At 52.5% G+C, this 17613-nt stretch carries 16 protein-coding genes; 12 read left to right on the forward strand and 4 right to left on the reverse strand.

Features of this window, described 5'->3' with window-relative positions:
* Nucleotides 1–10: 10 nt before the first annotated feature.
* A complete protein-coding gene (locus IPI29_10675) occupies nucleotides 11–1303 on the reverse strand; it encodes a hypothetical protein (GenBank protein ID MBK7413006.1) in 1293 nt (430 codons plus the stop codon).
* Between the two features lie 16 nt (nucleotides 1304–1319).
* On the opposite strand from IPI29_10675, the gene IPI29_10680 reads away from it, so the two are divergent.
* From IPI29_10680 to IPI29_10695, 4 genes are all read left to right on the forward strand, one after another.
* Complete coding sequence (locus IPI29_10680; protein MBK7413007.1) at nucleotides 1320–1826, forward strand: hypothetical protein; 507 nt, start codon at nucleotides 1320–1322, stop codon at nucleotides 1824–1826.
* Nucleotides 1827–1930: 104 nt separating this feature from the next.
* Nucleotides 1931–3775, forward strand: a complete 1845-nt coding sequence (locus IPI29_10685) for a DUF839 domain-containing protein (protein ID MBK7413008.1) — start codon at nucleotides 1931–1933, stop codon at nucleotides 3773–3775.
* Between the two features lie 91 nt (nucleotides 3776–3866).
* Nucleotides 3867–5813 carry a hypothetical protein gene (locus IPI29_10690; GenBank protein MBK7413009.1) on the forward strand — a complete coding sequence of 649 codons (1947 nt, stop codon included), beginning with the start codon at nucleotides 3867–3869 and terminating at the stop codon, nucleotides 5811–5813.
* Between the two features lie 21 nt (nucleotides 5814–5834).
* Entirely contained in the window at nucleotides 5835–7007 is a 1173-nt protein-coding gene (locus tag IPI29_10695) for a hypothetical protein (protein ID MBK7413010.1), read from the forward strand.
* On the opposite strand, the gene IPI29_10700 is transcribed toward IPI29_10695, so the two are convergent.
* Both IPI29_10700 and IPI29_10705 read right to left on the reverse strand, forming a co-directional pair.
* Nucleotides 7004–8839: a TonB-dependent receptor gene (locus tag IPI29_10700; GenBank protein MBK7413011.1), complete on the reverse strand. Its 1836-nt coding sequence runs from the start codon at nucleotides 8837–8839 to the stop codon at nucleotides 7004–7006. The genes IPI29_10695 and IPI29_10700 overlap by 4 nt on opposite strands.
* A complete protein-coding gene (locus IPI29_10705) occupies nucleotides 8840–9814 on the reverse strand; it encodes a deoxyhypusine synthase family protein (protein ID MBK7413012.1) in 975 nt (324 codons plus the stop codon).
* Nucleotides 9815–9859: 45 nt separating this feature from the next.
* Here IPI29_10705 and IPI29_10710 point away from each other — a divergent pair, with 45 nt between their 5' ends.
* The 5 genes from IPI29_10710 to IPI29_10730 are packed head-to-tail and all read left to right on the forward strand — an operon-like array spanning nucleotide 9860 to nucleotide 13162.
* Nucleotides 9860–10936: an AI-2E family transporter gene (locus IPI29_10710; GenBank protein MBK7413013.1), complete on the forward strand. Its 1077-nt coding sequence runs from the start codon at nucleotides 9860–9862 to the stop codon at nucleotides 10934–10936.
* 9 nt (nucleotides 10937–10945) lie between these two features.
* Nucleotides 10946–11632, forward strand: coding sequence for an ATP-binding cassette domain-containing protein (locus IPI29_10715; GenBank protein MBK7413014.1), 687 nt, complete (start codon nucleotides 10946–10948; stop codon nucleotides 11630–11632).
* Nucleotides 11629–12369 (forward strand): 4-hydroxy-tetrahydrodipicolinate reductase, encoded by a 741-nt coding sequence (gene dapB / locus IPI29_10720; GenBank protein ID MBK7413015.1) that lies wholly within the window; start codon nucleotides 11629–11631, stop codon nucleotides 12367–12369. The genes IPI29_10715 and dapB overlap by 4 nt, the downstream gene beginning before the upstream one ends.
* Nucleotides 12366–12761 (forward strand): hypothetical protein, encoded by a 396-nt coding sequence (locus IPI29_10725; protein ID MBK7413016.1) that lies wholly within the window; start codon nucleotides 12366–12368, stop codon nucleotides 12759–12761. The genes dapB and IPI29_10725 overlap by 4 nt, the downstream gene beginning before the upstream one ends.
* On the forward strand, nucleotides 12758–13162 hold the full coding sequence (locus tag IPI29_10730) for an EVE domain-containing protein (GenBank protein ID MBK7413017.1): 405 nt from the start codon (nucleotides 12758–12760) through the stop codon (nucleotides 13160–13162). Before IPI29_10725 ends, IPI29_10730 begins: the two co-directional genes overlap by 4 nt.
* Nucleotides 13163–13314: 152 nt before the next feature.
* Here IPI29_10730 and dnaA read toward each other — a convergent pair whose 3' ends face one another.
* Nucleotides 13315–14742: a chromosomal replication initiator protein DnaA gene (dnaA, locus tag IPI29_10735; protein MBK7413018.1), complete on the reverse strand. Its 1428-nt coding sequence runs from the start codon at nucleotides 14740–14742 to the stop codon at nucleotides 13315–13317.
* 417 nt (nucleotides 14743–15159) lie between these two features.
* On the opposite strand from dnaA, the gene tatC reads away from it, so the two are divergent.
* Genes tatC through IPI29_10750 form a run of 3 tightly spaced genes read left to right on the forward strand, consistent with a single transcriptional unit; the run spans nucleotide 15160 to nucleotide 17612 of the window.
* Entirely contained in the window at nucleotides 15160–15909 is a 750-nt protein-coding gene (gene tatC, locus IPI29_10740; protein ID MBK7413019.1) for a twin-arginine translocase subunit TatC, read from the forward strand.
* Nucleotides 15906–16889, forward strand: a complete 984-nt coding sequence (locus IPI29_10745; GenBank protein MBK7413020.1) for a polyprenyl synthetase family protein — start codon at nucleotides 15906–15908, stop codon at nucleotides 16887–16889. Before tatC ends, IPI29_10745 begins: the two co-directional genes overlap by 4 nt.
* 21 nt (nucleotides 16890–16910) lie before the next feature.
* Nucleotides 16911–17612 (forward strand): Bax inhibitor-1/YccA family protein, encoded by a 702-nt coding sequence (locus IPI29_10750; protein MBK7413021.1) that lies wholly within the window; start codon nucleotides 16911–16913, stop codon nucleotides 17610–17612.
* Nucleotide 17613 lies beyond the last annotated feature (1 nt).

A 17613-nucleotide genomic window follows, 5' to 3' on the forward strand; every position in this document is an offset into this window, starting at 1 on the left:
CCTCTGCATCCTAACGGTGGGCTAGAACGGCTCCGGCACTCCATTTCAGGTAGACCGTTGAGGCTATCCGTCCAATGGCCATGGAGATCGCGGCCGAAAGAGCCCCATTGAGCTGGGTGAATGCCACGAGCACCACCATGGTGAGGACTATGCCCCCTACTTCCAAGATGGTGGAAATGGTGACCTTAACGTTCTGGCGTGCCGTGATCAGCACGGACCGATACACCGAATAGGCAACGGCGATGGTTGGCAAAACGATGAGGATCATCGTGGGATAGGTGGCAAAATCAGCCAATTCCGGGCGGAGTCCATATGCCCCTTCATAGATCAGTCCGAGAAGGGGCGTAAAGGTGATACAGGCCAAAAGCACCGTCGTAACCAAAATGATGCGGTTACCAACGCTCCTCACAACATCGTAGTTCTGTTGTCGGTCCCCAATGAGTGCAATTCCCACCTCCTGATACGAAAACCCGAAGCTCCGGAAGAAGAAGACGAACGAATCCACAACGGGCAGGACAGCAAGGGATGCCAAGGGGTCTGGGGCGCGGCTCATAAAGAATGCTAACAGCGGTGTAACGGCAAAACCAATGGCCGACGTGGCAGCCAGAGGCAGCCAGAACCGCACGATCTCGGCATTCGTGAGTGCTACATGTGATGGGTCGGATGTACGTTCATACATCCGTAAAACATCGCTCACCATGTAGCGAGTTGCGGCCGCTTCGAAGATCACGCCAATGGTAAGGCTCAGCGTGCCAACAACGACACCAGAGAAGCCCCCTATCATCACGAGAACGACAGCGGAGACGAGCATTCCAATGAGACGAACCACCGTACCATAGGCCACCAATCTCGTCCGTCCGTTGCGTATCAACAATCCCTGATAGAACCGTCGGTACCCAATGGCAGCAGGCCACGGGATCATGCACACAAAACCCCAATACATGAGAGCGGCCACATCCGTAGGCAGATGGATCAGGTCGTAGGCCACCCTGTCATAGACCCACGGGATCGACACCAAGCACATACCAAGCGTTACCAGTGCGTTGATGCGGAGCGTAAAGGACTTCAACGCCATCACCGATGCTTTGTCGCGCGCCAATGCCACAGACGTGCTCAGCAGATGGATCACCGGCGACTCGATGAGCATGGCCAGCGCAACCGCTACGCCGTAGGCTGCCAGGTTGAGCTTGTCGAATGGAAGACGCGCAACTACCGACGTGAGAATGGGGCCTTCGATAGCCATCATCATCCACGTCAAACTCAACGGCATCCAGAATCGTAGTACATCGCGCTTGGTGATCATTCCGCAAATTAGGGTCATGGAACATCTAGAGATTCAACCAGCTCCTCGTACCCTTACAAAGGTCCTATTCTGGACCTCTATAGCATCTACACTTTTTGTCTCGCTACTGGTCTTCATCCCTGCCCTTGATGCGAACGAGTGGGTGATAGCACCGAGTGCCATAGTGAGCATCGTACTAGTACAATTGTTGATTTTTGTTCCTCTTTACAAGGCAACAAATCTTACGGTTCGTATTGATGCTCGCGGGATATTTGTCCGTCTCAGGCCGTTTCATTTCAATGGCCGACTCATACCTTGGAATGAGATCCAATCTGTGGCGATTCGCAAAGTCCGCCCGATCGGAGAATTCGGTGGCTGGGGCATCCGGTGGGATCTCGGAAGAAAGAAGGGGTATATCTGGAACGGCGAGCAAGGACTTGAACTATTCCTCACAAATGGTAAGATCGTGGTGATCACGATCATGGATGTTGAGGGGGCTAGACAGGCCGTTAACACATACGTAACATCCGGTAACATACCGTGACGTAAGCATTACGTGGTTCTAATACTCTGGTGACGTGTGCCACCTAGGTTCGCGTGCTGATTCTGCACATCGAACTTTATCACACTTCATTTCGGAGTTGATCCATGAGATCACTGATCCTCATTGCAGCCCTCGTTGCTGCTGCGTTCGCCGTGAGAGCGCAAGATTTTCCGGTTCGTATCGAACCCGTAACCATGATCCCGTATCTCCAGGGTCGCGTTGTAGTGCCCCCTTCCCCGCTCAAGTATCAGAACATCTTTGTTGGTGGTGTTGATACGGTTGAAACAGGTACCGGACGTGCCGCAGCCAAGCAATGGCATGACTATATCGGTTATGTATCTGATCCTTCCGGATCGTCGCTCGGCTGGGCCATCGTGAACCACGAAATGATCGAGTCCAATGACAAGATCGGCGACGGTGGTGGTATGACGATGTTCAAGCTTGGGAAGAAGGCCGACGGAACGATCGAGGTCCTTCCACAAACACTTTCAGATGGCCGCAGTGGCAAGTTCTTCAATGTGGACTTTGCCAACACGGTTGGCGAAACTGGAATGAACTGCGGCGGTATCTCCTGGAGCGGTCGCGTTTGGACTGCCGAGGAATGGTATCAGACGAGCAACAAGGCGATCAATGCTGATGGAAAGGGATTCCGTGATACAACGGACTTCGAGATCGGCAAGATGATGCCGTCCGGCTTTGCTGGACTCGACGGAAAGAAGATCAAGCGCTACGAGAATCTTAACTGGATGGTTGAGATCGATCCGAAGAATGCCAAGGGCGTTCGTAAGCAGTACAACTGGGGACGCCAAGGCTTTGAGGCCGGTGTTATCATGGACGATCAAAAGACCGTCTATCTCTTCGAAGACGGTGATGCCGGGAAGTCGCTGCTTTCGAAGTTCGTTGCAGAAACACCGGGCGACTTCACAAAGGGCGATCTATACTTCTACAAGCAGAATGCCGGACAGTTCACAGGCACATGGGTAAAGGTTCCAAACAACCCTGCAACGGATTGGGACATTCTTGTTGCTCCACATGCTTGGGCAAAAACACAGGGCATCACGGGCTTCACACGTCTTGAATGGGGTCAGATCAACAAGACCGATGGCAAGATCTACATCACAGAAACAGGCAATGACAAGCCGGGCAGCCGCTACAAGAGTGCAATGGCTGAAGGATGGACAATTCCAAAGCACACCTATGATCGTGCAGCAGCCCAAGGTTTTGCGGTTGATAGCTCTGCATACTGGGACTATTATGGCCGCGTGCTTGTCTTTGACCCAACAGACAACTCTGTGAAGTCCTACATCGAAGGTGGTCCGTACATCACCGATGCACAAGCAGTTCCCGGACAATACCCAGAAAAGCACCTTTCGAATCCTGATGGCATTGGTTTCCTCTACGTGAATGGCAAGACATTCATGGTGATCGAAGAGGATCTCAACGGTATCAACTTTGGTCGTATGCCGAACACGGGTATGCGCGGAACGAACTGCGAAGCATGGTTGCTTGATATGTCCAAGGCACCAACAATTGACAACCTCTACCGACTTGCGATCTCGCCGTACGGATCTGAAATCACAGGCTTTGCCTCATTCGACGATGGTAACACGGTTCTCATCAACTCCCAACACCCAGACAATGCAACGATCGGCGATGCAGCAGCAAAGAACTCGCTGACCTTTGCGATCACTGGCATGAAGCAACTCGTGAGCAGCATCGATAAGGATCAAGAGGATCGCCCACAGGGTGTGGTAAACGTCTTCCCGAATCCAACGTCATCCCAACTCAACTTCTCTGAGCCAACAGACGCAGCTCTCTATGATGCATCCGGTGCTCGCGTGCGTGTTGTTCGCAATGCCACTACGGTTGATATCGCAGATCTTGCAGCCGGAGTGTACTACATCCGCACAACGGGCGGCGCAACACAACAGGTTGTGATCCAGCGCTAAGTCACACGCTTCCCTTCTTCGAAGAGTGCGGGACCGATGGTCATTAGACCGTCGGTCCCGTCTTTGTCATCGGCCTTATCCGATCGTTCCCATGAAACAGTCTCTCCTCGCCCTTCTCACCATCGCCGCCATCCCGTTCCTAATAGCATGGCTTGTTCCGGATGAACATGTCATACGTCGTGAGTCCATTCGATCACTCCTCACCGAGATCTCTTCGAAGCTTCGGTCACGTAGTGTTGAATTCGACGATGTGTGTTTGGTTGCGCAATCAACATCGGATCTACTCACGCTCAGAACGTCATACGCTGATCTCCGCATAGCGTACAAATCAGCAGAGCCCCTTCTCGAATACATTGACCCGATATCTGTTACGACCTATATCAACGGGGCGCCCCTTCCCAAGCTCGATGTGAAATCGCAATTCGTTGATGTCCTTGAACCTCAAGGACTCCAGGTGATCGATGAACTACTCTATGGCGATGACACCCTTACAAGTGAAGACCTACAACAACTACGAGTATTGTCATCGAGTCTGCGCACTTCATTGCAAGCAGTTACGGGATTGATGATCACGGCACCATGGACAGACAGAATGATCATCGAGGCGGCACGTTCGGGTGTGATGCGTATCACAACAATGGGCATCACGGGGTTCGACCGCCCTGCTTCCGACCCAAGGATCATAGATGATCTCCCTGCTCTTGAGACTGTCAGACGTATGGCCGAACTCTTCCGTCAGGCTTTGGCGTCCCGTGGAGGAAAGGTTGCTCTTGTTGACATCGTCACGGAACTCATTGATTCCGCATCCTTAACCCTGAGATCATCCACATTCGATGACCTCGACCGAGCCGAGTTCATCCGCACTACACTCGATCCGCTCTATGGACGGCTCCTGAGCATCCAATTGGCATTGGAGATCGAACTATCCACGGAGATCGGTCCATCCGAGATCATCGTCAACCCTACAGCGAGAAGCATGTTTGCAACAGATGTGCTCTACCCTTCGGCATCAAGTGGGATCACACGTGCTTCGATCACGCCGAACCTTGTTGAACTTGGAAGAACGTTGTTCTTCGATCCCATTCTCTCGGCAACAGGAGAGCGTGCCTGTGCATCATGCCATGATCCGGCGCATGGGTTTACCGACGGACGACGAGCAAGTATGGCTATGGGTCGGACCGGAACACTCGATCGCAACACACCAACGCTCATCAATGCAGTTCACTCCCGACGGTTCTTTTCTGATCTTCTGGCAATGCGCGTACGCGACGTGATCGCACATGTTGTGACCAATGAAAAGGAATTCAACTCTACGTTATTGGAGATGGTTGGCAGACTCCGCACGTCTGATGAGTACATCTCACTCTTTTCGCAGGCCTTTGGCGGTAAAGGTCCGGCATCGGTTGATGCAACTAATGTGGGCATTGCTATAAGTGCATACCTAACAACATTGGTCTCATTTGACTCTCGGTTCGACAAGTATTTGCGAGGTGAAGCGGTATCTATTTCCGCATCGGAACGGCGCGGATTCTCCCTCTTCACTGGCAGGGCTGCATGTGCATCCTGTCACTTCCCACCAACCTATGCAGGATACGTTCCACCGTCATTCATCGATAGCGAATCCGAGATCATCGGTGTGCCACTTCGACACGATACGGTGAAGGCCATTGCTGATCCCGACCCGGGAAGGGCAGGCGGGATCGACCGCGAGAATGCTCTTATTTATCGCGGCTCATTCAAAACGCCAACCGTCCGCAACATTGCACTGACTGCCCCCTACTTCCATAATGGTGCCTATACGAATCTTGAGGATGTTGTGGATCTCTATGCTCGAGGTGGTGGACGTGGGATCGGCCTTGATGTGCCCTTTCAAACTTTGCCATTTGACAACCTGAACCTCAGCACTCAGGACCGTACAGATCTCATTGCATTCATGAACGCTCTCACAGATACTACAGGGCTTACAAGGCGTCCGTCGCGTCTCCCCAAGGTCTCCACTCCCTCATTACGCGATAGAGTGATAGGGGGCGAGTACTGAGCGTTCTTCCTAACTTGGAATATGAAACGCCTCCTTGTTGCTCTGTCCTTCGTGGTGATGCTCGCTCTACCTGCACATGCGGTAGATACCGTTCGGGTCTGCACATACAACATCCTGAAATTCTCCCAGGACAACGAAGACGGTAGGATACCGCAGTTCAAGAGAGTTCTCGACAGCATCCGACCTCACATCATGCTGAGTCAGGAAGTAGAGGACAACACGGCCGGACCCCGCTTTGTATCGGAAGTATTCACATGGGCTCCCTTCGCTTCGATCCCCTTCGTAGATGGTCCGGACACGGACCACATGGTCTTCTACAACCAGTCGATGTTCGATCTTGTTAGCTCACGGGTGATCCCTACAGAGTTGCGCAACATTCAAGAAGTAGTACTTGCACTGCGTCCACACGATCAAACCTTGGCAGATACAATCGTCCTGTATTCTGTCCACTTGAAAGCATCAGATGGCTCAGCAGAGGCAGCACAGCGATTGCGGGAGATCAACACATTGATCGCTACACTCACTACCAGACCTCACGTGATGATCTGTGGTGACTTTAATATTTATGGTCCAACTGAAGCTGCCTACACTGCCCTTGTTGGCCCAACAGCAACCAGGCGTTTTGTAGACCCACTTGGTAACTCGTGGCGCCGCAACGATGCCTCGTTCTCCAAGATTTACACACAATGCACACGCAAAACAACACTTGGCTCATGCGGCGGTGGTGTTGATGGAGGCGTAGATGATCGGTTCGATCTCTTGCTAGCGAGTCAGGAACTCAGCTCGCGAGTACTTCCTCAGACGTACACGTCATTTGGTAATGACGGACTTGCTCGACTCAATGAGTCTATCGACGAACCAACGAACACACTTGTCAGTGCTGAGATGGCCGCCGCTCTCAAGTGTGCCTCGGATCATCTACCGTCCTACGTAGACGTGATCCTGGGAGATGTTCAAGCAGGTGTGGATGAAGGCGAGAATGCACTACTCACTGCGCACTGGCAAGCCCCCTACCTAAAGGTGGGAGGAATGCAGATCGGTGAACAGTATCGTGTGTTTTCGTCGACAGGAGTTCTGATAGCCACGATCACAGCACAGAACACTGAACAGCGGATCATGCTTTCAACAGTAGCAAGCGGTGTCTATTCGATCGTTGGTCTACGATCGCAGATCCGTTTCGCTGTCACTCGTTAGTAGATCGACGCTTCGATACCGGCCCTGAACCAACGTGGTGCGATCGGCACCCATCCGGCCTCGATCATGGAGGTGTTCCAAAGATTGGATGCCTCGGCAAGAATGCGAACGCCGCCAAAAGCACGTTGAAGTCGGAGATCACCGATACTCCGCATTACGCCATCTGTATAGCGCTCTACGATTCGCACAGTGAACGTACACAAAACGTCCAGTGGCATCGTAACATCTGCTCGGATGATGCTCTGCCACCGAAGTTGATCACGTGTATAGCGGGTTTGAGCATTGGCCGTTGATTCCACGGATGCAAAGTTCACGGTCCACTGAAGCATGGTAAGGGGCGATGCATTCCACAGACGTTGCACGGGGATCGTTACAACACCTTCTATCCCTTGGATATCTACTGACTCAATGTTCTCAGCCACATAGATGTTTCCGGTATCCAGTACGTAGTCGATAAGATCACGTCCATTGCGTATGAAACCCGATGCACGAAACTCAATGTTCTCGACCAATACGCTGCCACCAAGTTCTGCTGTGATCGCATGCTCAGGAAGCAGCGCTGCATTGCCGCGCGTTGTTGGATCCTTGTAGTAGAGCTCTGTGTACGTTGGGATGCGGAAGGAGCGATTCACAGTAGCGAAAACCCTAAGGTCTACTGTAGGACGCCACTGCAGATCCGCGCCATATCCAACGCCGGGGGTACGGTCGCTGAAGCCCGTGATGTTGGCACCAACCGTAGCAAAGACATCTGACGTCAAAGGTGCACGGATCTCAGCGGACACACCTCCGCGCACGCGATCGTGGTCGCCAAGGTTGGAGCTGACGATGTTGTCTGCTCCGCCTTCTGCCCCTAACGTGAGTGTTGCGAACGAGTAGGTTCCAGTTACAAGGGCAGTAACCGTGGCTGAGTGCGTAGTGTGTGTGTTACGGTAGAACGCCGGATCATCTCTCTTGAGGAGGAATTCATCGGTGTTCGTTCTGTAGAGTCCAGCTACGCTCATAGTCCAGATTTCTGAAAGGGGCGTTGCAACCCGCAGACCGGCCAACCATGTAAGCGTGTGCTCCCAAGCATCCGGAAAGCGAGGAGAATAAAACAACCCCGCACCAAAGCTCTTATCAACGATGCCACCCAACCAGTTCACTGTTGTTTCAGCGGTTGTCAGACCGCCGCTCAAAAACGCCGAGCCGAGTTTGAGGTCGGTGGACTGACGATATCCATTGTGTTTCACGTATTGTCCGGAAAGCACGTTGTGAACATCTCCTGTGAGAAGCGCAGCAGATGCACGACCTTCCAGATATCCGAAGTCTCCGCCGATCACCGAACCTGTTGACGATGATGCCGTAGGTATCCGTGGAATGATATTCACCACACCGTCCATTGCACCCGGACCAAAGAGTCGAGATGCGCCCCCTTTCACCACCTCTATCCGATCAATGTCTAAGGGGGCCAATGGCAGATTCAACTGATGATGACCCGTTTGCGGATCGGTTAGGCGCATACCATTCAAGAGCATTGTTGTCTGCTCATACGATCCACCACGAATGGAAACGTCCGATTGAGCGCCGTATGGTCCACGTGTGCGTAAGTCTACACCCGGGACAAAGACAAGTGCATCTTGGATACTGCGTACCGGCAGACGCTGAAGATCGTGGGCATGCATCACATCCACGGTACGTGCCACGTTGCTGAGTTCCAGTGGGACGCGTGATGCGGTGACAACCACCGTTGGACGTGTTGGGATGGTGTCCACCCTTGTTGAATCAACAACAAAGGCGGAACACACAGAAGCAGACGATAGGAGAAGCGCGAAAAGTGGTGATAGTCTGCGCATCTATTGACCCAACAACCAGGCGAAGATCAGAGGAGCAACGATGGTGGCATCGGACTCGATGATGAACTTCGGTGTATTGATGTCGAGCTTACCCCATGTGATCTTCTCGTTCGGTACAGCACCTGAATACGATCCATAGGATGTGGTGCTATCCGAGATCTGGCAGAAGTACGACCAGAACGGCACATCGTGCCATTCGAGGTCTTGATACATCATCGGAACAACGCAGATCGGGAAATCGCCGGCGATACCGCCACCGATCTGGAAGAAGCCCACGCCTTTGCCCGTTGAGTTCGCACGATACCATTCGGTGAGCCACATCATGTAGTCGATGCCACTCTTCATCGTGGTCGAAACAAGCTCGCCCTTGATGCAGTAGGAGGCAAAGATGTTGCCCATAGTGGAGTCTTCCCACCCCGGACAGATGATGGGGAGGTTCTTCTCGGCTGCGGCAAGCATCCACGAGTTCTTTGGATCGATCTCATAATACTGCTCCATTTCCTTGCTGAGCAGCATCTTGTACATGTATTCATGTGGCAGATAGCGTTCTCCGGCATCTTGTGCATTCTTCCACTGCTTGAAGATGTGCTTCTGGATCCTTCGGAATGCTTCTTCTTCCGGGATGCATGTATCTGTTACACGGTTGAAGCCCCCTTCAAGAAGGTCCCATTCATCCTGTGGAGACAGGTCTCGATAGTTCGGAACCCGTTTGTAGTGCGAGCGCGCTACAAGATTCATGATGTCTTCTTCAAGGTTGGCACCGGTACAAGAGATGATCTGCACCTTGTCCTGGCGGATCATTTCTGCGAGGGAGATGCCCAGCTCGGCTGTGCTCATGGCACCGGCAAGGGTCACCATCATCTTGCCGCCTTCGGCAAGGTGGGTTTCATACCCCTTGGCTGCATCCACCAAGGCTGCTGCGTTGAAGTGTAGGTAGTTCTTTTCGATGAACTGTGAGATAGGTCCGCGTTGCATGGGGTGTCTCCAAAAGTGGCGTGCAAAACTAGGTATATTGACTACATGGACATCGTTCAACCTTGGCAACGACTTGTTGCCATCTCCTCACTCCTTCTGGCTATTGTAGCCGGCGGGTTCATCCTGCATACGCTCAATGGCATTCTTTTGCCATTTGTTCTGGCCGGATTCCTGTCAATGGTCTTCAAACCGCTGGTGCACAAGCTTCGAGCCTGGCGAGTCCCGTTTCCCCTTGTTATGCTCACGGTGATGCTCATTGCCGCCGGATCCTTATGGCTTATCTATCTCATCATCTCCCTCGGCGTTGAGCAATTCGCGTCTACCTCCGATTACTACCTCCAGCAATTGAAGACCGTCACCTCTGATATTGAACACTCGGTAGGTTCACTCATGCGAACGGTAGGGGGCAAGGGGTCCTTCAAACTCGGAAGTCTTCTTACGCCGGAGTCGGCAACGAATTTTGCAACGGGACAGGTAGGCACGCTCCTTACCATTGTGAGCGACGGAGTGATGGTGTTGCTGTACCTGCTCTTCATGCTCGGCGCGAGCGAAGCATTTCCCGGCAAGATCGCTTCGGCTTTTCGTGGCGAGCGGGCAACTGTTGTTCTGCAGCTCTTTGAAACGCTGAATACACGCGTCCGCACGTACCTCGTGATGAAGACGGTCTTTAATCTCATCAATGCGGTTATTGCCTACATCATTCTTCTTGCATTCGACGTCGATTTCGCCCCCTTGATTGCACTGCTCACCTTCCTGTTTCATTACATACCCAACATCGGTTCACTGTTCACAACGATCCTCCCGGCATTCGTGTACCTTCTGCAGACCGGAAGCGTTCCGCAGGCATTGATACTCGCGTTGATCCTTGTTGTGATCCAGAACATCATCGGCAACGTGATCGAACCAAAGGTGATGGGCGATCGCTTGGAGCTAAGTCCAGTAGTTGTTCTCTTCTCCCTTCTCTTCTGGGGCTGGATGTGGGGCATTGTTGGAATGATCCTTTCGATCCCGATCATGTCTGCCCTGAAGGCACTGCTAGAGACAATTCCATCTACAAGGCCACTAGCGATCCTCATGGGGTCCGGGGCAACACCGACGGTCGTTACTCCACCTACACCGTAACTTTGCACGATGCGAATTGAAGTCCGTAACGTGACCGTATCCTATGACGGTATCCCGGCACTCAACGATGCCTCGTTGACCATTGACGGAAGCGGCGTTGTGATGCTCACGGGGCCTACCGGAGCCGGTAAGACAACACTCCTGCGTCTGTTGTATGGAGACCTGTTACCAACACAGGGCACAGTACTCATCGATGATGCGCCGACGGCATCACTGCGCCCTTCACAAAAGCGCGCCATTCGCAGACGTCAGGGCATCGTTCAGCAGAACTGCAAACTTGTCTCCGACTATTCTGTCTTTGACAACGTTCTCATGCCCTATGCACTAGCAGGTCTCTCAAAGGCCGATGCAACGAGGGAGTGTCTCGGACTGCTGGCAGACATGAACATCAGCTATGTCCGACACAAGTTCCCCCATCAATTGTCCGGCGGAGAACGTCACCTCGTTGCCCTTGCACGAGCCATCGCCACCAAACCCGAGATCCTCATCGCCGATGAACCCACCGGTACGCTTGATGACGTTACCAGTGCAAGTGTGGCCAAGACCCTCCGATACTGTGTTGAAGGTGGAATGGCCCTTGTGATATCCACGCACAGCAGCGGGCTTGTGTCTGCGTTCCCCGAAGCAACGATCTGCTCGATCAATGACGGAGTTATCAAGATCCACGATCCACAGATCCAGGAGACAATCGCATGACGCGGATCGCTCTTATCGGCTATGGAGCCATGGGTCATGAGATCGAACGGCTCGCCCCCTCCCTTGGATGTGATGTGACGAGGATCTTTGATGAACATCGACCGCTCACGGTAGATGGTCCCAACGAATTCGATGTAGCGATAGATTTCACTCAACCGGACGCCGTCCTTCAGAATGTTCGTACCCTCTGTGCTATGAAGAAGTCCATTGTGATCGGCACAACGGGCTGGTACGATCACCTTGCAGAGGTTAGGGGGCTAGTTGAATCCGCCCAGATCGGATGTGTATGGGGCTCGAATTTTAGCGTCGGCGTCCAAATGTTCCTACGCATCGTGCGGGCCGCGGCGATCATGGCACACGATGAACCCTCGTACGACGTTATGGTACACGAGTGGCACCACCACCGCAAGAAAGACAGTCCAAGTGGCACTGCACTTACAGTTGCCAATGTCATCCTTGATGAAATGTTGCGTAAGGACCATATCGTGAGCGAGACACAACACGGAAAGATCGACCCATCGGCGCTGCATGTTACGTCAACCAGAGGCGGTGAGGTGGTTGGCAAACACGTTGTGGTGCTCGATAGTGCCTTTGACTCCATTGACATCGTTCACAATGCAAAGAACAGAAGCGGATTTGCTCATGGTTCGCTTGTTGCAGCCAATTGGATAGCAGACAAGAAGGGCTTCTACGATTTCTCTGAGGTATTTCCTCAGATAACCGAGAGTCGGTCATGATAGCCCCTTCCTCCTTCCTCTTTGCTTTGATCGTTGCACTTGGTGGGTATACTCCCCAACAGACCAGGCCCACCCCATCAGTTCGTTTCGACCCTCCCGTGGTGAGTGTTGTGCGAGACTCAACGGGTTTTGTGCAGGCAATGGTGAACGTGTTCAGTGTTAAGGGGGACAGCATCCGCATCACGGGCATAAAGGGCTCTTGCGGCTGCGCCAACGCGTCTGTACAACGTCCGGTGATGACAGACAGCATTCCCGGCAAGATCTACCTCGCGATCAATGCCGGACACTTCACCGATTCCTTGAACTACGTTGATTACACCATCACCCATACCGGTTCTGGATCTCCATCCGGTTATCGTGTGGTTGTTCGTCTACCAAAGGATAAGCGATGAAGTACTGGCTCGTGAAATCCGAACCGGAGGTTTACTCCTGGGACCAGTTTGTGAAGGATAAGAGAACATTCTGGGACGGCATTCGGAACTATCAAGCTCGCAACAACATGCGCGAGATGGACAAGGGCGACCAAGTGATCTTCTATCATTCCGGAGATGAACGTTCAGCTGTAGGGATCGCCGAGGTGGTCAAGACCGCCTACCAAGACCCCACAACAGAGGATGAAGCCTGGGTGGTTGTTGATCTCAAACCCGTACGTCCCCTCAAGAATCCTGTCACGCTTGCAACCATAAAATCCACAAAGGGATTTGAGAACATCGCCCTGGTAAAGCAAGGGAGATTAAGCGTGTTGCCGTTGACGAAGAAAGAGTTTGAGTTAATTCAGAACAGCGAAGAGTGAACAGCGAACAGTGAACACAGAACAGCGAATACAGAGAGAGCCCTTACCGAATTAGTGGTGAGGGCTCTCTTCATTTTCTGTGTTCTGTGTTCTGTGTTCGCTGTTCTGTGTTCGCTGTTCTGTGTTCTGCGTTCGCTGTTCTGCGTTCGCTGTTACCCTCGCAGCGCCTTCTTCAAGAACTCCACATCTTGGCGGACCTTTTTATCCGTGTCGATGTAGTTAAGGATCTGCTGGCAGGAGTGCAGGACCGTAGTATGATCACGACCGCCGAAGTGCATGCCGATGCTCTTGAGCGACGTTTGCGTGAGTTGCTTGGAGAGGTACATGCACATCTGGCGTGCAAGGACGATCTCGTGTTTGCGGGTCTTTGCGGAGAGAAGTGCTTGGTCGAGGTTGTAATAGGCCGACACTTCCTTCTTGATATCGTCGATGGTCATGGTCCGCGATGATGCAGAGTTCGACACACCGCGAACAACTTCCTTTGCTAGTTCGATCGTGAGTTCACGATTATCGAGCGAGACCTTGGCGAGGAGTGAAATCAGGCAGCCTTCTAGTTCACGAACGCTTGATGTTACGTGTCTGCCAACATATTCAAGGATGTCGCCCGGAAGGTCCATGCCTTCTTCCATGCTCTTCTGCTGAAGGATGGCGATCCGCGTTTCGAGGTCAGGGGGCTGAATGTCTGTGGTCAAGCCCCATTGGAAACGCGAGATAAGTCGTTCATCCAAGTCCGCGAGATCCTTTGGTTGCTTATCACTGGTAAGGATAAGCTGACGTCCATCTTGATGCAGGGCATTGAAGGTATGGAAGAACATATCCTGCGTCTTTTCCTTACCACCCAGGAACTGGATATCATCAACGATCAGTACGTCCACTCCACGATAAAAATTCGTGAAGTCAGGGATCTTATTCGTCTGGATCGCATTGATATACTCCATCGTGAACTTCTCTGAGTTCGTATAGAGTACACGTGCATTGGGATTGCGCTGGAGAACTCGATTACCAATGGCCTGCACAAGGTGCGTCTTCCCAAGTCCTGTTGGACCGTAGATCACCAGTGGATTGAACTTCGTTCCGCCCGGATTGTCTGCCACTGCGATAGCGGCCGACGTTGCGAGTTGATTGTTCTCTCCGCGAATGAAGTTCTCGAACGTATAGCGAGGATTGAAATACGTTGGGTAGTGAGCTGTTGGGCCGGTCTTCGGCTGCGAAACCTTTGATTCAGAGAACGGAAGTGACGGCTGACTTGCGCCACGCAGGCCGGGGAGTTTCACCGTGCGTTTCTCCGGTGTGGAAGCCCCTTCATCAACAAGGACTTCAAACTGCAGTTTTGCTTTCGGACCAAGGACCTTTTGAACAGTCTTTTGGAGAAGCGATGCATAGTGCTGTTCGATCCACTCGTAGAAGAAATGGCTCGGGAGTTCCAAGGTGAGTTGGATACCGTCCCACTTAATCGGACGCATCTTCTCGAACCAGGTCTTGAATACCTGATCGGAAACGTTATCGCGTATGATGCCTAAGCATTGAGACCAGAGTCCTTCTGCATCCGACGCGCCGAGGTGTGCAGTGCTCCGGCCCATCCCCTTTGTACCTGCTATTGTCGTCATACTACCGGCAGATGTATCTGCCGCAAACAAGTTCAGCGTCTCAGTCTTTTTCACCCAAAAATTCCTCCACCGCAACGTGCGCTTACTGAACACTTTGTTGCGGCGATGTGGACCGCCCCGTTTCAGATCCTCATAGATCGTCGACTATTTGGCTTTTCCACACCGCCGTCCCTTTTTCGAGGGGGTGCAAAATTGAACGCCGGAGGCCATCGCTACAAGGGAAAAAGTTGGTCGGTGTGAACTTTTTTCCCTTGCTTTTCTGCGTTATGCGTTAAGTGGGAGTAAACATTGGGCCTTTGCGCATTCGGCACGGCAATTGCGCCTGATCGAGCCCGAAATGAGCGTTGGTCCTGCGTATCTTCGTCACTTCATCGCACACAGCACAACAATATGTCAGAAACGGCAGAACCGAACGCAAAGGTTGGACACGAAATGGGATTTCTCGATCATCTCGAGGAATTGCGTTCCCGTTTGTTCAAAGCAGTAGTAGGCATTCTGATCGGCTGTGTGATCGTTGGGTTCTATGGCGACGAAGTGATGAACATCATCCTTCTTCGGCCTGCACTTGAAGCCAACGTAAAACTTCAAAACATCGAACCGTTCGGTCAGGCCTTCCTATACTTCAAAGTGATCTTCCTTTGTGGGATCATTCTCGCGTTTCCGTGGGTGTTGTATCAGGTATGGGGCTTTGTGGCACCGGGGTTGTACATGACAGAGCGGAAGTGGGCTGGACGGATCACCGTGATCACGTCTCTGTGCTTCCTAGCGGGCGTGGCGTTTGGGTACTTCCTTCTCGTTCCCAGCATGATGTCCTATGTGTCACAGTTCGCCAATCCGAACATTGAGAACAACATCGCTGTTGGCAACTACTTCAGCTTCCTCGTGAACATGCTCCTGGCTTCCGGACTGATCTTTGAACTGCCGATGGTGACCTTTGTGCTAGCGCGCGTTGGTGTTGTCTCGGCGAAGCTCATGTCCACCTATCGCAGACATTCAATCGTTGTCATCCTCATCCTGGCAGCCGTCATCACACCTTCACCGGACCCAGTCTCGCAGCTCATGGTAGCTGTTCCGCTTTGGATCCTATTCGAGATCAGTGTGGTGATAGCGAGATTTGCCAATCCGAAACCCAAACCATGAACGCCACGTCGATCAAAGACATCAGCGCCTCTGTTTCGTCTGAGCTTGAACAGTTCGACGGGTATCTGCGCGAGCAGATGCGCTCAAAGGCAGCCTTGCTCGATACGGTGATCCGCTACATCCTTCGTCAACGTGGCAAACGTGTCCGCCCGGCACTGGTCTTCCTTGCCGCCGGCGCATGTGGCGGTATCACAGACCGCGCCTACGTTGGTGCGGCAATGGTTGAGTTACTGCATACCGCAACACTTGTTCACGACGATGTAGTGGATCAGGCCGATGAGCGCCGTGGAATGGCGTCCATCAATGCTGTATGGAAAAACAAGGTAGCCGTTCTTGTTGGAGATTTCTTTCTCTCCAAGGGGCTCCTCATCGCCGTTCACAGCAATGAATTCGATTATCTGCGCGTTACCAGCGAAGCAGTACGCAGAATGAGCGAAGGCGAATTGCTTCAGATCCAGAAGAGCAGACAAAAGACATTGGACGAAGAGACGTACTTCAAGATCATCTCCGATAAAACAGCGTCACTCATCTCCACCTGCTGCGAGATCGGCGCAATATCGGCCTCTACAGACCCCGCCATTCGAGCTGCCCTTTCTCAGTTCGGCGAACTGACAGGCCTTGCCTTCCAGATCCGAGACGACGTATTGGACTATACCTCCAGGAGCAGCATTCTCGGTAAGCCTGTTGGAAACGATATCCGCGAAGGCAAGATCACACTGCCACTGCTCTACGCTGCGAAGAACGCTCCTGCCTCCGAAGCGAAGGCAGCTATCAAGATCGTGAAGTCCAAACGCGGCAATCGAAAGGATATCGATGCCGTACAGAAGTTCGTAGCAACGTATGAGGGAACGAAACTGGCGCAGGAAAAGGCAACGGAGTTGCAACAACAGGCGGTCTCGTCCCTCGTCATTCTCCCCGAATCCGTTTTCAAGACGGCTCTCATTGACTTTGCTCATTTTGTTGTCACACGTACGTCGTGACCTTTCTTTCGAGGTGAACTCATGAACATGCCATCCTCACAATCATTTGCCGGTGTGGTCTCTACCGAGGTCGTACGCGCCTATGTGCAACGCGTCTATGCATGGATGACAGGCGGATTGCTCCTGACCGGCCTAACGGCATTCGGCGTTTCCCAATCACCGATGATCTTGAATGCGATCTTCGGAACGCCACTCTATTGGCTTGTCCTCTTTGCTCCGCTGGGCTTTGTGTTCTTCCTATCGGCCAAGATCGACACCATGAAGCCGAGTACAGCGGCTGCAACATTCATCGCCTATGCACTCACCAATGGCCTTGCGTTCAGCGTACTGTTCCTCATCTATGAGCTGGGCAGCATCTTCCAAGTCTTCGTGATCGCCGCAGGCATGTATGGGGCTGCTGCTGCCTATGGCTTCTTTACTAAGCGTGATCTGCGCAGCATGGGTTCGTTCCTCTTTATGGGGCTTGTTGGTGTGATCATCGCCTCAGTCGTGAACATCTTCCTCGATAGCTCTGCCCTTGAATTCGCCGTCAGCTTGATCGGTGTAGGCATCTTCACCGGGCTCACAGCATATGACATGAATCGCATGAAGGATCAAGCGATCGTGATGTTTGCCGGTGAAGGACTCGCACAAAAGCGAGCCATCGTTGGTGCACTCTCGTTGTATCTCAACTTTGTGAATCTCTTCCTGTTCCTGCTTCGCCTTCTTGGCGATCGCCGTTAAC

The organism is Ignavibacteria bacterium (assembly GCA_016707005.1).
In the GTDB taxonomy this organism is placed as follows: Bacteria; Bacteroidota; Ignavibacteria; order Kapaibacteriales; family Kapaibacteriaceae; genus UBA10438.

What these genes read in the sequence shown, in the direction of transcription:
- IPI29_10675 (MBK7413006.1), bottom strand. Translation starts at nt 1,303, where the DNA reads ATGATCACCAAGCGCGATGTACTACGATTCTGGATGCCGTTGAGTTTG.
- IPI29_10680 (MBK7413007.1), top strand. Translation starts at nt 1,320, where the DNA reads ATGGAACATCTAGAGATTCAACCAGCTCCTCGTACCCTTACAAAGGTC.
- IPI29_10685 (MBK7413008.1), top strand. Translation starts at nt 1,931, where the DNA reads ATGAGATCACTGATCCTCATTGCAGCCCTCGTTGCTGCTGCGTTCGCC.
- IPI29_10690 (MBK7413009.1), top strand. Translation starts at nt 3,867, where the DNA reads ATGAAACAGTCTCTCCTCGCCCTTCTCACCATCGCCGCCATCCCGTTC.
- IPI29_10695 (MBK7413010.1), top strand. Translation starts at nt 5,835, where the DNA reads ATGAAACGCCTCCTTGTTGCTCTGTCCTTCGTGGTGATGCTCGCTCTA.
- IPI29_10700 (MBK7413011.1), bottom strand. Translation starts at nt 8,839, where the DNA reads ATGCGCAGACTATCACCACTTTTCGCGCTTCTCCTATCGTCTGCTTCT.
- IPI29_10705 (MBK7413012.1), bottom strand. Translation starts at nt 9,814, where the DNA reads ATGCAACGCGGACCTATCTCACAGTTCATCGAAAAGAACTACCTACAC.
- IPI29_10710 (MBK7413013.1), top strand. Translation starts at nt 9,860, where the DNA reads ATGGACATCGTTCAACCTTGGCAACGACTTGTTGCCATCTCCTCACTC.
- IPI29_10715 (MBK7413014.1), top strand. Translation starts at nt 10,946, where the DNA reads ATGCGAATTGAAGTCCGTAACGTGACCGTATCCTATGACGGTATCCCG.
- dapB (MBK7413015.1), top strand. Translation starts at nt 11,629, where the DNA reads ATGACGCGGATCGCTCTTATCGGCTATGGAGCCATGGGTCATGAGATC.
- IPI29_10725 (MBK7413016.1), top strand. Translation starts at nt 12,366, where the DNA reads ATGATAGCCCCTTCCTCCTTCCTCTTTGCTTTGATCGTTGCACTTGGT.
- IPI29_10730 (MBK7413017.1), top strand. Translation starts at nt 12,758, where the DNA reads ATGAAGTACTGGCTCGTGAAATCCGAACCGGAGGTTTACTCCTGGGAC.
- dnaA (MBK7413018.1), bottom strand. Translation starts at nt 14,742, where the DNA reads ATGGGCCGGAGCACTGCACACCTCGGCGCGTCGGATGCAGAAGGACTC.
- tatC (MBK7413019.1), top strand. Translation starts at nt 15,160, where the DNA reads ATGTCAGAAACGGCAGAACCGAACGCAAAGGTTGGACACGAAATGGGA.
- IPI29_10745 (MBK7413020.1), top strand. Translation starts at nt 15,906, where the DNA reads ATGAACGCCACGTCGATCAAAGACATCAGCGCCTCTGTTTCGTCTGAG.
- IPI29_10750 (MBK7413021.1), top strand. Translation starts at nt 16,911, where the DNA reads ATGAACATGCCATCCTCACAATCATTTGCCGGTGTGGTCTCTACCGAG.